This window comes from Neorhizobium descurainiae (genome assembly GCF_051400715.1).
Classification (GTDB): Bacteria; Pseudomonadota; Alphaproteobacteria; order Rhizobiales; family Rhizobiaceae; genus Neorhizobium.
Map to the genome: position 1 here is coordinate 224729 of NZ_JBLFFK010000008.1, position 15702 is coordinate 240430.

21 protein-coding genes are annotated in these 15702 nt (G+C 63.5%); 7 read left to right on the forward strand and 14 right to left on the reverse strand.

Translation table 11 applies throughout. The features are described 5' to 3' along the window. Positions 1-130 precede the first annotated feature (130 nt). From ACMGE0_RS16500 to ACMGE0_RS16515, 4 genes are all read right to left on the reverse strand, one after another. Positions 131-424, reverse strand: coding sequence for a CcdB family protein (locus tag ACMGE0_RS16500; RefSeq protein ID WP_436816953.1), 294 nt, complete (start codon positions 422-424; stop codon positions 131-133). Continuing rightward, positions 424-651, reverse strand: a complete 228-nt coding sequence (locus ACMGE0_RS16505) for a type II toxin-antitoxin system CcdA family antitoxin (protein ID WP_436816954.1) — start codon at positions 649-651, stop codon at positions 424-426. Before ACMGE0_RS16505 ends, ACMGE0_RS16500 begins: the two co-directional genes overlap by 1 nt. Before the next feature lie 92 nt (positions 652-743). Continuing rightward, on the reverse strand, positions 744-2570 hold the full coding sequence (lepA, locus tag ACMGE0_RS16510; protein ID WP_436816955.1) for a translation elongation factor 4: 1827 nt from the start codon (positions 2568-2570) through the stop codon (positions 744-746). A gap of 82 nt (positions 2571-2652) precedes the next feature. Further along, complete coding sequence (locus tag ACMGE0_RS16515) at positions 2653-3903, reverse strand: MFS transporter (protein WP_436816956.1); 1251 nt, start codon at positions 3901-3903, stop codon at positions 2653-2655. A gap of 178 nt (positions 3904-4081) precedes the next feature. Here ACMGE0_RS16515 and ACMGE0_RS16520 point away from each other — a divergent pair, with 178 nt between their 5' ends. The 4 genes from ACMGE0_RS16520 to ACMGE0_RS16535 all read left to right on the forward strand — a co-directional run bounded on the left by ACMGE0_RS16520 (position 4082) and on the right by ACMGE0_RS16535 (position 6526). Further along, complete coding sequence (locus tag ACMGE0_RS16520; protein ID WP_436816957.1) at positions 4082-4657, forward strand: helix-turn-helix domain-containing protein; 576 nt, start codon at positions 4082-4084, stop codon at positions 4655-4657. Between the two features lie 16 nt (positions 4658-4673). Then, positions 4674-5192: a GNAT family N-acetyltransferase gene (locus ACMGE0_RS16525; RefSeq protein ID WP_436816958.1), complete on the forward strand. Its 519-nt coding sequence runs from the start codon at positions 4674-4676 to the stop codon at positions 5190-5192. Positions 5193-5264: 72 nt separating this feature from the next. Next, on the forward strand, positions 5265-5768 hold the full coding sequence (locus tag ACMGE0_RS16530; RefSeq protein WP_436816959.1) for an anthrone oxygenase family protein: 504 nt from the start codon (positions 5265-5267) through the stop codon (positions 5766-5768). A gap of 140 nt (positions 5769-5908) precedes the next feature. Continuing rightward, on the forward strand, positions 5909-6526 hold the full coding sequence (locus tag ACMGE0_RS16535) for a hypothetical protein (RefSeq protein WP_436816960.1): 618 nt from the start codon (positions 5909-5911) through the stop codon (positions 6524-6526). 15 nt (positions 6527-6541) lie between these two features. Here the strand turns inward: ACMGE0_RS16535 and ACMGE0_RS16540 are convergent, their stop codons facing one another. The 3 genes from ACMGE0_RS16540 to ACMGE0_RS16550 all read right to left on the reverse strand — a co-directional run bounded on the left by ACMGE0_RS16540 (position 6542) and on the right by ACMGE0_RS16550 (position 9013). Beyond that, positions 6542-6901 (reverse strand): nuclear transport factor 2 family protein, encoded by a 360-nt coding sequence (locus ACMGE0_RS16540; RefSeq protein ID WP_436816961.1) that lies wholly within the window; start codon positions 6899-6901, stop codon positions 6542-6544. Positions 6902-7002: 101 nt separating this feature from the next. Further along, positions 7003-7998 carry an aldo/keto reductase gene (locus ACMGE0_RS16545; RefSeq protein WP_436816962.1) on the reverse strand — a complete coding sequence of 332 codons (996 nt, stop codon included), beginning with the start codon at positions 7996-7998 and terminating at the stop codon, positions 7003-7005. Positions 7999-8062: 64 nt separating this feature from the next. Beyond that, positions 8063-9013, reverse strand: coding sequence for an aldo/keto reductase (locus ACMGE0_RS16550; protein WP_436816963.1), 951 nt, complete (start codon positions 9011-9013; stop codon positions 8063-8065). Between the two features lie 194 nt (positions 9014-9207). On the opposite strand from ACMGE0_RS16550, the gene ACMGE0_RS16555 reads away from it, so the two are divergent. Then, on the forward strand, positions 9208-10194 hold the full coding sequence (locus ACMGE0_RS16555; RefSeq protein ID WP_436816964.1) for a Gfo/Idh/MocA family protein: 987 nt from the start codon (positions 9208-9210) through the stop codon (positions 10192-10194). 6 nt (positions 10195-10200) lie between these two features. Here the strand turns inward: ACMGE0_RS16555 and ACMGE0_RS16560 are convergent, their stop codons facing one another. From ACMGE0_RS16560 to ACMGE0_RS16575, 4 genes are all read right to left on the reverse strand, one after another. Then, positions 10201-10575, reverse strand: coding sequence for a GtrA family protein (locus ACMGE0_RS16560; RefSeq protein WP_436816965.1), 375 nt, complete (start codon positions 10573-10575; stop codon positions 10201-10203). Further along, positions 10572-10802 carry a hypothetical protein gene (locus ACMGE0_RS16565; protein WP_085422039.1) on the reverse strand — a complete coding sequence of 77 codons (231 nt, stop codon included), beginning with the start codon at positions 10800-10802 and terminating at the stop codon, positions 10572-10574. The genes ACMGE0_RS16560 and ACMGE0_RS16565 overlap by 4 nt, the downstream gene beginning before the upstream one ends. A 139-nt stretch (positions 10803-10941) precedes the next feature. Then, positions 10942-11214: a hypothetical protein gene (locus tag ACMGE0_RS16570; protein WP_436816966.1), complete on the reverse strand. Its 273-nt coding sequence runs from the start codon at positions 11212-11214 to the stop codon at positions 10942-10944. Between the two features lie 18 nt (positions 11215-11232). Next, a complete protein-coding gene (locus ACMGE0_RS16575) occupies positions 11233-11496 on the reverse strand; it encodes a spike base protein, RCAP_Rcc01079 family (RefSeq protein ID WP_436816967.1) in 264 nt (87 codons plus the stop codon). Between the two features lie 305 nt (positions 11497-11801). Between ACMGE0_RS16575 and xseA the strand changes: the two genes are divergently transcribed. Together xseA and ACMGE0_RS16585 are read left to right on the forward strand one after the other, a co-directional pair. Then, positions 11802-13409 carry an exodeoxyribonuclease VII large subunit gene (gene xseA / locus ACMGE0_RS16580; RefSeq protein ID WP_436816968.1) on the forward strand — a complete coding sequence of 536 codons (1608 nt, stop codon included), beginning with the start codon at positions 11802-11804 and terminating at the stop codon, positions 13407-13409. Next, positions 13409-14002 carry an NAD(P)H-dependent oxidoreductase gene (locus ACMGE0_RS16585; RefSeq protein ID WP_436816969.1) on the forward strand — a complete coding sequence of 198 codons (594 nt, stop codon included), beginning with the start codon at positions 13409-13411 and terminating at the stop codon, positions 14000-14002. The genes xseA and ACMGE0_RS16585 overlap by 1 nt, the downstream gene beginning before the upstream one ends. Positions 14003-14035: 33 nt before the next feature. Here the strand turns inward: ACMGE0_RS16585 and ACMGE0_RS16590 are convergent, their stop codons facing one another. The 3 genes from ACMGE0_RS16590 to ACMGE0_RS16600 form a co-directional block, all read right to left on the reverse strand. Beyond that, positions 14036-14977, reverse strand: coding sequence for a cyclase family protein (locus ACMGE0_RS16590; RefSeq protein ID WP_436816970.1), 942 nt, complete (start codon positions 14975-14977; stop codon positions 14036-14038). A gap of 108 nt (positions 14978-15085) precedes the next feature. Further along, positions 15086-15373, reverse strand: a complete 288-nt coding sequence (locus ACMGE0_RS16595) for an addiction module antidote protein (RefSeq protein ID WP_436817007.1) — start codon at positions 15371-15373, stop codon at positions 15086-15088. Continuing rightward, positions 15373-15669, reverse strand: a complete 297-nt coding sequence (locus tag ACMGE0_RS16600) for a type II toxin-antitoxin system RelE/ParE family toxin (RefSeq protein WP_436816971.1) — start codon at positions 15667-15669, stop codon at positions 15373-15375. Before ACMGE0_RS16600 ends, ACMGE0_RS16595 begins: the two co-directional genes overlap by 1 nt. Positions 15670-15702 lie beyond the last annotated feature (33 nt).

Genomic DNA, 15702 nt, shown 5'->3' on the forward strand with positions numbered 1-15702 from the left:
GCGGATGAACTGGCTGGCCGACTTGGATTTGAGATCAAGGTGGTCGCACGGATTCTGCGAGGGCGTGATGGGAGATATCAGGTGGTGGTGGACTGGTATGGGTTGACCGCTGCCTTGCCGACGGTGCGCCTCAAAAGCCTTGAAACAGGAAATCGGTGGCGGCGACGATCTCGTCGGCGCGGGCGGAGAGATCGGCGATCCTGACATTAAGTTCGGCGGCAGGAACCGCGGCAAGGAATTCTGTCATCATGACATAATCTATGCCGTTGATCTCAAAGCGAGGGTTGAGGCGAACGGCGATGCGCTTCACTTCGCTTTCGGGGATTAACGGCACCACCACGCGGGTATGAAGCGCATCCAGAAGATTGGCCTGTATATCCAGCGCTACTTCATTTCCGAATTGATAGACGTGAAAACGGGCCATCAAAACTGCCGGAAACGGGCAAGCGGCAGACCGTGCTTTTCGACATAGTCATTGGCGGCCCTCATCGCTTCCGCATTCTCGATCCGCCAAAGTCGTTCCTTTTCGGCTTCGATGGCGCGAGCAAGGCCATCTTCGGCAGCGCGGCTGATGTCGAGCTTCAGTTGCTGCGCTTCAGACAGAAGCGACGCATCAAGTGAAAGGCTGGCGGCTTTGCGGGCGGCGGACATGAGTGTCTCCAGTGGCTCAAGCAAATTATATGCCTGGATCGCAAAAGATCACAAGCCGCCGAGGAGTTCGGAATAATTGTTTAATTTACGCCTCACTCATCATTCATCTTCAAGGCGGCGATGAACGCTTCCTGCGGGATTTCGACCTTGCCGAACTGCCGCATGCGCTTCTTGCCTTCCTTCTGCTTTTCCAGAAGCTTGCGCTTGCGGGTGGCGTCGCCGCCGTAGCACTTGGCGGTCACGTCCTTGCGCAGCGCACGGACCGTCTCGCGGGCTATCACCTTGCCGCCGATCGCCGCCTGGATCGGGATCTGGAACATATGCGGCGGGATGAGCTCCTTGAGCTTCTCCACCATGCCGCGGCCGCGCCGGTCGGCCGCCGTGCGGTGGACGAGCATGGAGAGCGCGTCGACCGGATCGCCGTTGACCAGGATCGACATCTTCACGAGGTCGCCCGGACGGTAGTCCATGATGTTGTAGTCGAAGGAGGCATAACCCTTCGAGATCGATTTCAGCCGGTCGTAGAAGTCGAAGACCACTTCGTTGAGCGGCAGCTCGTAGGTGATCATCGCGCGGCTGCCCACATAGGTGAGCTCGGTCTGGATGCCGCGCCGGTCCTGGCAGAGTTTCAGGATGCCGCCGAGATATTCGTCCGGCGTCATGATCGTCGCCTTGATCCACGGCTCGCGGATCTCGTCGATCTTGACGACATCGGGCATGTCGGTCGGGTTGTGCAGTTCCATCTCGGTGCCGTCCGTCAGCGTCATCTGGTAGACGACCGAAGGCGCGGTGGCGACGAGATCGAGATTGAACTCGCGTTCCAGGCGCTCCTGGATGATCTCGAGATGCAGCAGGCCCAGGAAGCCGCAGCGGAAGCCGAAGCCGAGGGCGGCGGAACTCTCCATCTCGAAGGAGAAGGAGGCGTCGTTGAGGCGAAGCTTGCCCATGGCGGCGCGCAGGTCCTCGAAATCGGCCGCATCGACCGGGAAGAGGCCGCAGAAGACGACCGGCTGGGCCGGCTTGAAACCCGGCAGGGCCTGGGCGGTCGGGCGCTTGTCGTCGGTGATCGTGTCGCCGACGCGGGTATCTGCCACTTCCTTGATCGAGGCGGTGATGAAGCCGATCTCGCCGGGGCCGAGGCTGTCGGCATTGACCATTTTCGGGGTCAGCACGCCGACGCGTTCGACCGTGTATTTGGCGCCGGTGCCCATCATGCGGATCTGCTGGCCCTTGGCGATGACGCCGTCGATGACGCGCACCAGGACCATGACGCCGAGATAGGTGTCGTACCAGCTGTCGACCAGCAGCGCCTTGAGCGGCGCGGTCTCGCCGCCGGGGCTTTTGGGCGGCGGCAGCTTGTGGACGATCGCTTCCAGAACGTCCGGAATGCCGAGGCCCGTCTTGGCCGAGATGAGCACCGCATCGGAGGCGTCGATGCCGATCACCTCCTCGATCTGCTCCTTGATGCGGTCGGGTTCGGCCGCCGGCAGGTCGATCTTGTTGAGGACGGTGACGAGCTCGTGGTTGTTGTCGATCGCCTGATAGACGTTGGCGAGCGTCTGGGCCTCGACGCCCTGGGAGGCATCGACGACGAGGAGCGAGCCTTCGCAGGCCGACAGCGAGCGCGAGACCTCGTAGGCGAAGTCCACGTGGCCCGGCGTGTCGATGAGGTTCAGGATATAGGTCTCGCCGTTCTGCGCCTTGTAGTGAAGGCGCACGGTCTGGGCCTTGATGGTGATGCCGCGCTCGCGCTCGATATCCATCGAGTCCAGCACCTGTTCCGACATCTCGCGCTCGGCAAGGCCGCCGGTCGACTGGATCAGCCGGTCGGCCAGCGTCGACTTGCCATGGTCGATATGCGCCACGATCGAGAAGTTGCGGATGTGGTCGAGGGGCGTGCGGGCGGAATTGGTGCTCATGGCTCGCGCATATAGCAGTGCGAATCCCTGCCGCAAAGCGGAAAGATAACCTTTCGTTGAGGATAAGGCCCGGTTCTGCGGGCTATTTGGGCTTGCCGGTCTCCGGATCGGTGAGGACCGACGCATTCGGGACCTGGGCGCTGCGGATGCCGAAATTCTCGCGCTCGCCCATCGGCACCGCCTGGCGCTCCCTGAGGCGCCAGAGGACGTAGCTCCCGTAGGCGATCGCGACCAGGATCACCGCATAAATGAAGGTGTGCTGGCCGAAGACAGGTGTCAGAAGGGTGACGCCGAGCGGCACTATGGTGGCGGCCGTCGACCAGGCGACGAGCAGCGTCGAGGAGAGCGGCACGAAATCGCCCGGGTCGGCGCGGTCGTTGGCATGCGCGTTGGCGACCGAATAGACGGTTTCGACCGAACCGCCGAAGACGAGGAAGACGATCATCAGGATGACGATGGTCGAGAATGAGACGAAGAGGGCGGCGATGCCGGCCGCGACGATGAGGCCGCAGGTGACGACGAGCACGTAGCGACGGTCGATCCGGTCGGAGAGCACGCCGAGCGGATATTGCACGAAGAGAAGCCCGGTCTGCATGACGAACATCAGGAGCGCGATATCCGCCTGGGGCACCTGGCTGGTGGCCGCATAGATCGGCGTGAAGCCCTGCACGACCATGGAAAGCCCGCCGGACGCCAAAACGCCGACGAGGCCCACCGGCGAGATGCGCCAGGCCATGGGGATGTTGACGCTGACGCTGGCGGGCGGCGGCGGGTTCGGCAGGCGGGTGAGCCCGATCGGCAGGATGGCGAGCGCGGTGACGAGGATGACGGCGAGCGGCGCGAGGTTGCCGTCGGTCGGGATGCGGCCGAAGATCCAGGCGCCGCAGCCGAGGCCGAGCACGTAGGCCATGTAGAAGAAGGACATGGCCCGGCCGCGCCACTCGTTGGAGGCGGCGTGGTTCAGCCAGCTCTGGGCGATGATGAAGTTGACGTTGGCGGCCGCGCCGTAGAGGCCGCGGGCGAAGATCCACACATAGGCGGGCAGGTCGGCGGCGATCAGCACGGCCGCGATGATCACCATCGCCATGGAGCAGGCGAAGAGCCGCGCATGGCCGACGCGGCGGATGAGCGGCCCGCCGACGACGCAGCCGACGAGGCCGCCGAAGGCGACGGCGGTGACGGCCGCGCCCGCCGCCCACGGCGCCGCGGAATGGGTGAGCATGAAGGGCACGTAGGCGAACATGATGCCGCTGCCGACCGCGGCGATCGTCATGGAGAGGACGATGCTGGCGATCGAAAAGGGCGAGGCCGCCTCGAATGTCTGGCCGTGCATTCGTCTCTCCGGAAACGGGCGGACGGCCGCGGCTGCAGCCGACTCGTGACCCGACTGCAGCTCCATAGCCGACGGATGATGACGGGAGCTATCGCGGAAACGCCATCGGCTCACGAATTTCACGCATTCCATCATCATGGCGCTTGATTCCATCATAAGGGAATGCAATTCTCAAATCATGGAAACGACGCTTCAAGACATAGATGCGGCGATCAGCGAGCGGCTGAAGAGCCTGAGGGCGGGGGCCGGCTTCACGCTGGACGAGCTGGCGAGTCGTTCGGGCGTCAGCCGGGCGATGATCTCGCGCATCGAGCGGAGGGAGGCGAGCCCGACGGCGGCGCTGCTGGCGAGGCTTTCGGAGGCGCTCGGCCTTTCGCTCTCGGCCTTCTTTGCCGACGATGACAAGCCAGGCTCGCCGCTCAGCCGCCGGGAGGAGCAGAAATTGTGGCGCGACCCGCATACGGGTTATCTGCGCCGTTCCGTCTCGCCGCCCGGGACGCCGAGCCGCGTCGATATCGTGGAGGTGGATTTCCCGCCCGCCGCACGCGTCAGCTTTCCCCCGCGCAAGGAGAGCCGGGTGATGACCCAGCATGTCTGGCTGTTCGAGGGGGTGCTGGAGATGATCTTCGAAGGCGTCACATACACGCTCCATCCCGGCGACTGCCTCTATATGGACCTCGGCGACGCCTTCGACTTCCACAACCCGTCCGACAAGCCGGCCCGCTACGCGGTGATCCTCGACCGCGGCCGTTAATCCGAAAGAACCGAACATGACGACCATCCGCATCATAGACGCCGAAGAAGCCCGCGACGTCCTTCCCGATCTCTGCGACATCCTCTCCGACTGCATCAACGGCGGCGCTTCCCTCGGCTTCATGCTGCCCTTCGAACCGAAGGATGGGCAGGCCTACTGGCGGGAAATCGCAGCGGGCGTCGAGACCGGTGGCATCATTCTCGCCGTCGCCGAGGTGGAGGGGCGCGTGGTCGGCACCGTGCAGGTGGGCTTGGCATCGAAGCCGAACCAACCGCATCGCGGCGACCTGATGAAGCTTCTCGTGCACCGCTCGGCGCGCGGCCTCGGCCTGTCGCGCAAGCTGATGGATGCTGTCGAGGCGGAGGCGGCCTGCCGTGGCCGCACGCTTCTGGTGCTCGACACGGCGACCGGCAGCGATGCGGAGAAGATCTATCCGCGCCTCGGCTGGGAGCGCGTCGGCGTCATTCCGGATTATGCCATGTGGCCGGAAGGCGGTTTCTGCGGCACGACGCTGTTCTACAAGCGGATCGCGTGAATTTTCATATTTCCTTCACTTGGACGAATCTGCATTTCATGCGAACGCTTTCGATGTCCTGGGGAGGTTCGCATGAAATCGCTGGTTATCGTGCTTGCAGGCCTGTCGCTCCTCTTGAGCGGTGCAATCTTCGGCTTTTTCTATGCCTGGGTCTGCTCCACCATGTGGGGCCTCGACGCGGCCGATCCGGTGGTTGCCATCGAAGCGATGAAGGCCATGAACGCATCGGTGCGGAACGCGGTGTTCGCACCAGCCTTTTTCGGCACCAGCCCGGTGCTTCTGGCGACCGCCCTCCTGGCCTTTTTCACGGGTCTGAGAGGAGCCGCGGCGGCTTTCGCGCTGGCGGGGTTCGTCTATCTGATCGGCGGGCAGGTTCTGACCCTGGCCGTCAATGTGCCCATGAACGAAGCGCTTGCGGCGACCGCGACCCCGGCCGATCCGGAGGCGGCGAGACGCATGTGGCAGGACTATTCGCAACCCTGGCAGTTCTGGAATATCGTCCGCACCGGGGCGAGCGGCATCTGCCTTCTGCTGACCGGGCTCGGCATAGCGCTTCTAACCCGGAAGGCAAAATAGCCCGCTGAAGAGCGGACTGAGACTGCCGGCAACCATCGCCAGTTCTCGCGTCATCCTCGGCCTTGGCCCGGGGGGTCTGCAAGATCAACGGCTTGGATGCTCGGCACAAGGCCGAGCACGACGGCTGGAGGAGTTGAGGAATGCGCGTACCGGGATCGATGAAGGGGCTGGAAGAGCTCGGCCGCGTGCGGCTGTCGAAGAATTTCTTCTTCCGCGATTTCCTGTTTTCCGAGATCTCCAATTTCTACGGCATCCCGAACATTCCCGAAGACCCGGACCTGGCGATCGAAGCCGGCCGGCATCTCTGCGAGGAACTGCTTGAGCCGCTTCAGGCGACTTTCGGCCGGTTGCACTTGCGCTCGGGCTACCGCTCGCCGAAGGTCAACGAGTTCGGCAACAAAAACAACCTGAACTGTTCCTCGAATGCCAACACCGCCGCCGATCACATCTGGGACCGGCGCGACGCGCAGGGCTTCATGGGCGCCACGGCATGCATCGTCGTGCCCTGGCTGATCGACAACTACGATCGGGAAGGCGACTGGCAGAAACTCGCCTGGTGGATTCACGACCATCTGCCCTACGCCTCGCTGATCGTCTTTCCGAAGCTCTGGGCGATGAACATCCAATGGCACGAAAAGCCGGCGCGCCGCATCCGCAGTTTCGCAGAGCCGCGCGGAGTGCTCACCAAGATCGGAATGCCCAACAACGAAGGCGATCATTCCGAGCATTACATAGGATTTCCGGCGCTTAAACGGTAAGTGATGGCGAACCGTTCAGGAATGCAGATAATAGAGCTTGTTGACGATCATCCAGCGCCCGTCGATCTTGAGCAGCGAGAGATAGTCCGAGAAGCGCATGCCGGCGAACTCGTCGACGACCTTGACGGTCGCGGCGTCGCCGGTCACGTCGAGCGTCTCGATCTGGATGAGCGGCTGCGTGTCGGCGGGTGCTGCGCCCTCCGAACCCACTGCCGCGATGAAGTCGTCCAGCGAAAGCCATTCGACCGCACCCTGGTAGTTGCCGATGATGCAGGCTTTCGGATGGAAGGCCTTTCGAAGCGCGCCTTCATGCGCAAACGTCATGCCGTCCACATAGAGATGGACAACGGACTGGACTGCCTGCTCCTCCGACATAGCGATCCTCCCATGCTTTTCGCTCCAAGGTAGCACGGGAATGGACGAAGCCAATAGCCTTCGCCCGTCCGTTCATTCGGATCGTTCGCCCGAACTTCGACTTATCGAACGGTCCAGGCGGCGGCCTGCTGACCGTAGCGCGCGCCGGAGAATTTTTCCGGGGCCAGCAGGTCGCCGAGCGTCTTCAATTCGTCGGCTGAAAGCGTGATCTCGGTCGCGGCGACGTTCTGCTCCAGATGCGGGATTTTCCGCGCGCCGGGGATCGGCACGATGAAATCGCCCTGGGCGAGCACCCAGGCAAGCGCGAGCTGCGCGGCCGTCACGCCCTTATCGGTCGCCATGTCTTCGAGAAGCTTCACAAGAGAGGCATTGGCGGCCATGTTCTCGGCGCTGAACCGCGGCAAGGTGCGGCGGAAGTCGTCGGTTCCGAAATCCTCCGGTTTCTGGATCTTGCCGGTCAGGAAGCCACGGCCGAGCGGGCTGAAAGGCACGAAGCCGATGCCGAGCTCGCGGCAGGTATCGAGGATTTCGCCTTCCGGATCGCGGGTCCAGAGCGAATATTCGCTTTGCAGTGCCGTGATCGGATGCACTGCATGCGCCCGGCGGATGATGGCGGCGCCGGCTTCGGACAGACCCAAGGCCCGCACCTTGCCTTCCTTGACGAGCTCGGCCATGGCGCCGACCGTATCCTCGATCGGCACGTTCGGATCGACGCGATGCTGGTAGAAAAGGTCGATCACCTCGACGCCGAGCCGCTTCAGCGAGGCCTCCGCCACCTCGCGCACATGTTCCGGACGGCTGTCGAGACCGGACATGGCGCGCGCATCCGACGCGTCCGGATCGATCCTGAAGCCGAACTTCGTGGCGATGACGACCTTGTCGCGAAAAGGTTTGAGGCCCTTGCCGACCAGTTCCTCGTTTTTGAACGGGCCATAGACCTCCGCGGTGTCGAAGAAATTGACGCCGAGATCGATGGCGCGATGAAGCGTGCGGATCGCGTCCTGATCGTCCTGTCCGCCATAGGCGTGACTCATGCCCATGCAGCCAAGGCCGATGGCGGAGACGGTGAGTTCTTTACCGAGCTTCCTCGTTTTCATAGGACCCTCCTTGGATCGGGTGAGGCGGGCGCTCCACTAGGGAAAGCCGGCGCCCGCCGGGAAATCAGGCGCCGGCTTCGTTGAGCAGCTTCATCTGCCCGGGGGAAAGCGTGAGATTGCCGGCGGCGATGATGGCTTCGAGCTGGTCGACGCTGGTGGCGCTGGCGATCGGCGCGGTGACGCGGGGGCTCTGGATGAGCCAGGCGAGCGCGATCGAGGCGGGTTCGGCATCGGTCTCGACCGCAACCTCGTCGAGGGCCGCGAGAATGCGCAGGCCCTTGTCATCGAGATAGTTGAGCGCCCGGGCGCCACGCGCCTTGCCTTCGGTATCCGCCTTGTCGCGATACTTGCCGGTGAGGAAACCCGATGCGAGGCCGTAATAGTTGATGACGCCGATATCCTCCCTGATGCAGAGCTCGGCGAGCGGACCTTCGAAACTGTCGCGGTCGTAGAGATTGTATTGCGGCTGCAGCACGTCGTAGCGCGGCAGGCCGGTTTTTTTCGCAGCGTCGAAGGAATCCTGCAGCATTTTCGCATCGAGGTTGGAGCAGCCGATCGCACGGATCTTTCCGGCTTCCTTCAGTTTGGCGAAGGCGCCGAGCGTTTCTTCGTAGGGTACCGTTTCGTCCGGCCAGTGGGCGAGATAGAGGTCGATGTAATCGGTCTGCAGGCGGCGCAGCGAATGGTCGACCTCTTCGAGGATCCACCTGGCGGAAAGGTCCTTCTTGCCCTGGCCCATGTCGGAGCCGACCTTGGTGACGATGATCGCCTTGTCGCGGGAAACCCCGCCGCGCTTCAGCCACTTGCCGATGATCGCCTCGGATTCGCCGCCCACATGGCCCGGTACCCAGCGGTTATAGGAATCGGCCGTGTCGATCGTGTTGAAGCCGGCGTCGAAGAAACTGTCGAGCACGTCGAACGAGGTCTTCTCGTCGGCTGTCCAGCCGAAGACGTTGCCGCCGAGAACGACGGGCGAGATGGAAAGGCCGGTCCGGCCGAGTGCGCGCAGCTCCATGATATTCCTCCGGATTTTCAGATGAGCGGATAGGGTTTGGGAAAGGAGCCCGAGATTAACCGATGTTCCGCCGCCGACCAGTCCCTTATTTTGCGCGGACGTTCACTTTTTCAAGCGCGGCATCGCGGCACGCGTTGCGCCCGCCGGGACGGGCCAATAAGGTGCGGGCCAGCAACGGTTTCGTGGAGGGTGTCATGCTGCGTTTCGGAATCCTGTCGACTGCCAAGATCGGTCGCGAACTGGTGGTGCCGGCCATCCAGGATGCGGAAAATTGCGTGGTGACGGCCTTCGCGAGCCGCGACCTTGTCAAGGCCCGGGCGCTTGCCGACCGCTTCGGCGCGCCGCATGCCTTCGGCTCCTACGAGGAGATGCTGGCATCCGACGTCATCGATGCGGTCTACATCCCGCTGCCGACGAGCCAGCACGTGGAATGGTCCGTCAAGGCGGCGGAAGCCGGCAAGCATGTGCTGGCCGAAAAGCCGATCGCCCTGAAGGCCGGCGAGATCGAGACGCTGATCGCCGCCCGCGACAGGCACAGGGTACTGATCGCGGAAGCCTTCATGGTGACCTATGCGCCGGTCTGGCTGAAGGTGCGGGAGCTCCTGAGGGAGAAGGCGATCGGCGAGCTGAAGCACGTGCAGGGCGCCTTCAGCTATTTCAACCGGGACCCTTCCAACATGCGCAACATCCCGGAACTCGGCGGCGGCGCGCTGCCGGATATCGGTGTCTATCCGACGATCACGACGCGTTTCGTGACCGAGAAGGAGCCGCTCCGGGTGCAGGCGAAAGTGGAACGCGACCAGGATTTCGGCACCGATATCTATTCCAGCGTCAAGGCGGATTTCGGCTCGTTCGAACTGACCTTCTATGTCGCGACCCAGATGGCCGCCCGCCAGATCATGGTTTTCCATGGCACGGAGGGCTATATCGAGGTGAAATCCCCCTTCAACGCCAACCGCTGGGGCGCCGAGGAAATCGAGGTCGCCAACCAGAACCATCAGACCTCGCAGATCTTCCGCTTCCCGGACAGCCGCCAGTACAAGCGGCAGGCGGAGGCTTTCGCGCGCCTGGTGAAGGGCGAGCCGGCCGAGGTCGTGACGCTCGAAAATTCGTTGCTGAACCAGAAGTTCATCGATGCCATCTATCGCGCAGGCGGACACGACGGCTGGGAGCCGGTCTGAGCGGGCTCAGCGCCCGAAGACGAAGCGCGAATGGCCGAAGACGCTGTAGGCGATCGCCGCAAGCGAGGCGAAGGCCACCGCGACGGCGGGCTGCAGGAAGGGCGCGCGATACATCAGCGTCGCGTAGATGGCGTAGTTGAGCAGCGCCGCGGTGATGCCGATCGCCCAGTAGCGGAAACCTCCGGCCGCAAGGGAGTGGCGGGACTGGCCGAGGGTCCGGCTGCAGCCGATAAGCCAGGCGACGGCCATGGCGGTCGCGATCGCCGGGATGCGGGCGGTGAACGGACCGAGCCCGGCATACTCGACCAGAACATGCGTGAGCGCCGCATCGGTGAACAAGCCGATGAAGCCTGCGATCAGAAACCGGAAGAGTGGCTTCATGCCGCGCGGAGGCGGCGGGCGACCAGGAGGCCGACGAGAAAGTTGATCAGGCCGGCATTGTAGCCGAGGATGGCGATCAGAAGGTTGAGATAGGAAGCCGGGCCGGACGACGTGACGGTCGCAAGCGCGAATGTCGCAACGATCAGGAATGCGATGAAGGCCACCGAAAATGCAGACCGCATCATGCCGGCGCAAACGCCTATCGATGCAGCGGTCAAGAAAAGCACCTGGCGTCTCCTTTCTGCCTTGGGTGGGAACAACGATATCCGCCACCTGCTAATAAATGCTTTCGCTCGTCGGCGCGAAGAGGTTCGGGTTGACGCAAAATCGGGCGGAAATAGGTCCATTTTGGGACGCCGCACCTCGTCAGTCGGGGATATCCTCCTTCGGCGCGGCTCCCGCCACGACATAAGGCGCCAGCGTGCATGGCAGGTCCCCGCACCAGACGAGGCTGACGTGATAGCCCGAGACGGGGCAGGTCAGCGCGATGACCTCGCCTTCGAATTCGGCCGTTTCGCCGGTCGGCTTCCGGATGATGCCGTCGCCGGAGACGGCATCGAATTCCACGCCGACCGCGCTGAGAACGGAGATTGCCTGCGGCCGGTCCTTGAAGCGAAGCAGCAACCGTTCAGGCTTCATGAATCTCCGCCTTTCTCTTCAGACAAGCCCGGCGATCGCCGTCGCGGTCGTGCCGGTCGCGAAGACGCGGGTCACCCGGAGCGGCAGCAGGCTGCCGGACGAAATGTTCGAAAGCGCCAGAGTTTCCCCCGAAAGCATGCGCACGGAGAGATTGCCGCCGGTTCCCACATAGAGCGCGCGCGTCGTCTCCGGCAGATCGCTGCCGTCGCTGGGCGTGATGGCGAAACCGGACGAGGCGGGGCCGGATAGGGAGGGCTGCATATGGGCGAAACGGTCGGGCATGGACGAGATCTCCTTGAAAGTCGTTCGCCGTCATTGTCGCTCTCCTCGCGGGCTCCGGGGAAATGCAAGGCCGGAAAAATATCGATGCCGGAGGTCCCGGAACCGCTCCACAAAAGAAAAATGTCGCCGCCGCGGAAAAAGAAAAGGTGCTGCTTCAAACGGTTGGGCGTAGAGCGAGGCGGATGGCGTTGCGGGAGCGGCCAGGCAGTTTTTTCTCCGAGCCTGCTTTGGAAACGTCGGGTCATCCCCGCTTCGCTTCCATTCCGGGTGATGAATTCGCCGGGCATATCCTTTAAAAGGAAGGGATGAACACACTGCTCGCCAACGATTCGCCCACGAACCTGACCGAGTTTTCGGTGTCGGAACTCTCCGGATCGATCAAGCGCACGGTCGAAAACGCCTTCGACCACGTGCGGGTGAGGGGCGAGATTTCCGGCTATCGCGGCCAGCATTCCTCCGGGCATGCCTATTTCTCGCTGAAGGACGACCGCGCCCGCATCGATGCGGTGATCTGGAAAGGCACCTTCCCGCGGATAAAATTCCGCCCGGAGGAGGGCATGGAGGTGATCGCCACCGGCAAGGTCACCACTTTCCCGGGCTCGTCGAAATACCAGATCGTCATCGAGAACCTCGAGCCGGCCGGCGCCGGCGCGCTGATGGCGCTGATCGAGGAACGGCGCCGCAAGCTTGCCGCCGAAGGCCTGTTCGACCAGGGCCGCAAGCGGCCTCTGCCCTTCCTGCCGCAGGTGATCGGCGTCGTGACCTCGCCGACCGGCGCCGTCATCCGCGATATCCTGCACCGCATCTCGGACCGTTTCCCGGTGCATGTCATCGTCTGGCCGGTCAAGGTGCAGGGGGAGGGTTCCGGCGACGAGGTGGCGGCGGCGATCCGCGGCTTCAACGGGATCGCGCCGGGCGGGCCGGTGAAACGGCCGGACGTGCTGATCGTCGCACGCGGTGGCGGCAGCCTGGAAGACCTCTGGAGCTTCAACGACGAGGCCGTGGTGCGGGCCGCCGCCGAAAGCGAAATCCCGCTGATCTCCGCCGTCGGCCACGAGACCGACTGGACGCTGATCGACCATGCGGCGGATGTGCGCGCCCCGACGCCGACCGGTGCGGCGGAAATGGCCGTGCCGGTGAAGGCCGATCTCGATGCGCAGGTTGCGAACCTGACGGCCCGGCTGCGCAACTGCACCAGCCGGCACATGGATCATCGGCGCCAGTCCGTTCGCGCCCTGGTCCGCGCGCTGCCTTCGCTCGATCAGTTGCTGGCCCTGCCCCGCCGCCGTTTCGACGAGGCGGCCGCCGGTCTCGGACGGGGGCTGGAGCGCACGACGGTGGTCAAGCGCCGCAGCTTCGAGCGGGCCTCCTCGGGTCTCCGGCTGGAACTGCTCACCAACCGGCTCGCCCAGCAGCGGCAATTGCTGGCCGACCGGATCATGCGCGGAGAGCGGTGCCTGGAGCGGCAATTGCTGAGGGAGCACAACCGCGTCGCCAAGGCGGGCGCGTCGCTTTCCGCCCTGCCGGCGCGGTTGACCGGCCAGTTGCAGCGCGAGCGCCAGCACCTCGCGTCGCTGTCCCGCCATGCCGATACGGCGGTCTCGCACGCGCTTGCCCGCAGCCGGGCGGCGATCGTGGCGCAGGATCGCGTGCTGCAATCGCTTTCCTACAAGAACGTGCTGAAGCGCGGTTTTGCCGTTGTGCGCGATGAAGACGACAGGCCGCTGACGCGCGCTGCCGGCATCGGCGAGGGCAGGGCCATCGCGGTGGAGTTCGCCGATGGCCGCATCGCCGCCGTCACGGGTGAAAATGGAGAAATCATCGAGCGGTCCGCCGCTCCGCCCCAGCCGAAGAAGCGACCGGCGAAGCCGGAGCCGGGAAGCGAACCACCGAAGCAGGGCAGCCTCTTCTGATGCGGGTACTGCTCCTTCTCGCGCATCCCGTGCCGGAAAGCTATGCCGCCTCCGTGGCGCGGACTGTGCGGGAAACCCTGGAAGCGGGCGGCCACAGGGTCGATCTCCTCGACCTCTATGCCGAGGATTTCGATCCCCGGCTGACGGAAAAGGAACGGCGGGGCTATTTCGATAGTCCCTACGACACGTCCGGGGTCGAAAGCCTTGTCGAGCGGCTCAAGGCGGCAGACGCGCTGATGCTGGTCTTCCCGCAATGGTGGTTCAATCTGCCGGCGGTGCTGAAAGGCTTCTTCGACCGCGTTTTCGTGCCGGATGTGGCTTTCGAGCACGACAGGAGTGGCGCCAGGATCATTCCGCAGCTTACGAATATCCGCCATTTCTGGGTCTTCACGACGACCGGCTCGCCCTGGTGGATCGTGAGGCTCTATATGGGCGATCCGGTGCGCCGGCAAATCAGGCGCGGCATCGCGATCTTCTGCAACAGAAAGGTCCGTTTCCGCATGCTGACGCTCCACGACATGGACCGTGCCACCGAAGACAAGCGCCGCCGGCATCTGGAGCGCGTGCGGGCAGCGCTCCGGACATTGCAATAGCCGCTCGGGCGCGATGCGGAGGTTCAGGGCGCTCTAGCGCGTGCGCATGCCGGCCGTCTCGTCGAAATGCAGCGGCTTGTCGAATTTCGGGAGCGGCGCTTCCGGCACCGAACCGATCGTCACGCCATATTGCCAGTCCGGCGGGCAGATCGCGATGTAGCGGGCATAGCCGCCGACCCCGCCGCCGAACTTCGGATAGCCGATCGCCACCAGCGCGCCGGTTTCCGGCACCTTGTCGAGGTTCGCGACGCCTTCGGCCTGGGCGAAGCCGTTATGCATCAGCCAGTATTCGCCTTCCAGATTGGGCGTCGTGTCCGTGTCCAGCGGTTCGTGGCCGTGGAACAGGATACTGCGTTCGAGATGCAGGAATTTCAGCGCGTCAAGCGAGACGCCGGGAAAGGGGCGGGTGGTGGAGAGCGATGGGTCCGGCCATTTCTTGTACCAGCCGGAGCGCACGAAGACGACCGAGCCTTCCGGAATGCGCCCGTGCCTGGCTTCGAAATCGGTGATGTCGGAGACCTGCAGGTGATAGCCGGCATCGGTCTTCACCTTGTCTTCGATATTGACGACGACGAGCGGACGCACCGCATAGGTCGCGGGAATTTCGTCGATTGCCGCATATTCCGGCGCCCAATGGGCCGGCGGATCGAGCTGCGTGCCGAGCTGATCCGTGGCGAGATTGTAGGTGGAGGCGGCAAAGCCGTGCTTCTCGTAGGTGAAGGTCTCACCCTTCTTGGCATAGCCTTCGAGATCGACCCCGGCGGCAGCCTGCCCGAAGGTCGATTTGCCGAAACCCGCCCAGACGGGGATGTTCGGCGTGATCGTGTGGGTGAGGTCGACATATTTGGCGCCCTTCAGCGCTTCGTTATAGACCTTCCAGAGGCCTGCTTCCTGGGCCAAGGCGGTGGTGATCGGGGCAAGGGCGAGAAGCGCCGCGCCGAGCGGCGCGGCCAAACGGATAAGCGGATGAGGCATTGCGGTTTCCCTCTCTGGCGTCTGTTTGATCATCAGCCGACACGCAAGCCGTGCCCGCCACGATCAGTTTCCCGCCGCAAACGAGAGGAAGTCAACTCTATCGCGAGATCACGAATGGACCTTGGCCGTGAGCTCGATCCCCAGCGACTTCATCACGGCGATCGTTGTTTTGAGTGTCGGATTGCCGGTTGCACTGAAGGAACGGTAGAGCTGCTCGCGCGAAAGGCCGGTATCCTTGGCGATCTGGGTCATGCCTTTGGCGCGTGCGACGACGCCGAGCGCATGTGCGATATAGGCGGCGTCTTCCGTCTCGAAAGCTTCCGCCATGAAGGTGGCGATCGCTTCGTCCGAGCCAAGGTCTTCCGCGGGATCGTAGTTCGAAAGCTTCTCGGCCATCATTCACTCCATTCCTGCGAGAGCTTTTTCGCGAGTTTGATGTCCCTTGCCTGGCTGCTCTTGTCGCCTCCGCACAGAAGGACGATCAGGAGGTTGCCGCGTTGCTGGAAATAGATGCGGTAGCCAGGTCCGTAGTGGATGCGCAGCTCGCTGATCCCATCACCGACCGGCGCCACATCGCCAGCATGCCCGAAGGCGAGGCGATCGAGCCGAGAAGCAATCATCGCGCGGGCGCGGTCATCTCTCAGACCCGTGCGCCACTTGCGGAAGGCTTCCGTTTGCTTGAGCTCGAACACGCACGGAATGTAGTTTTAAAACTACATTCCGTC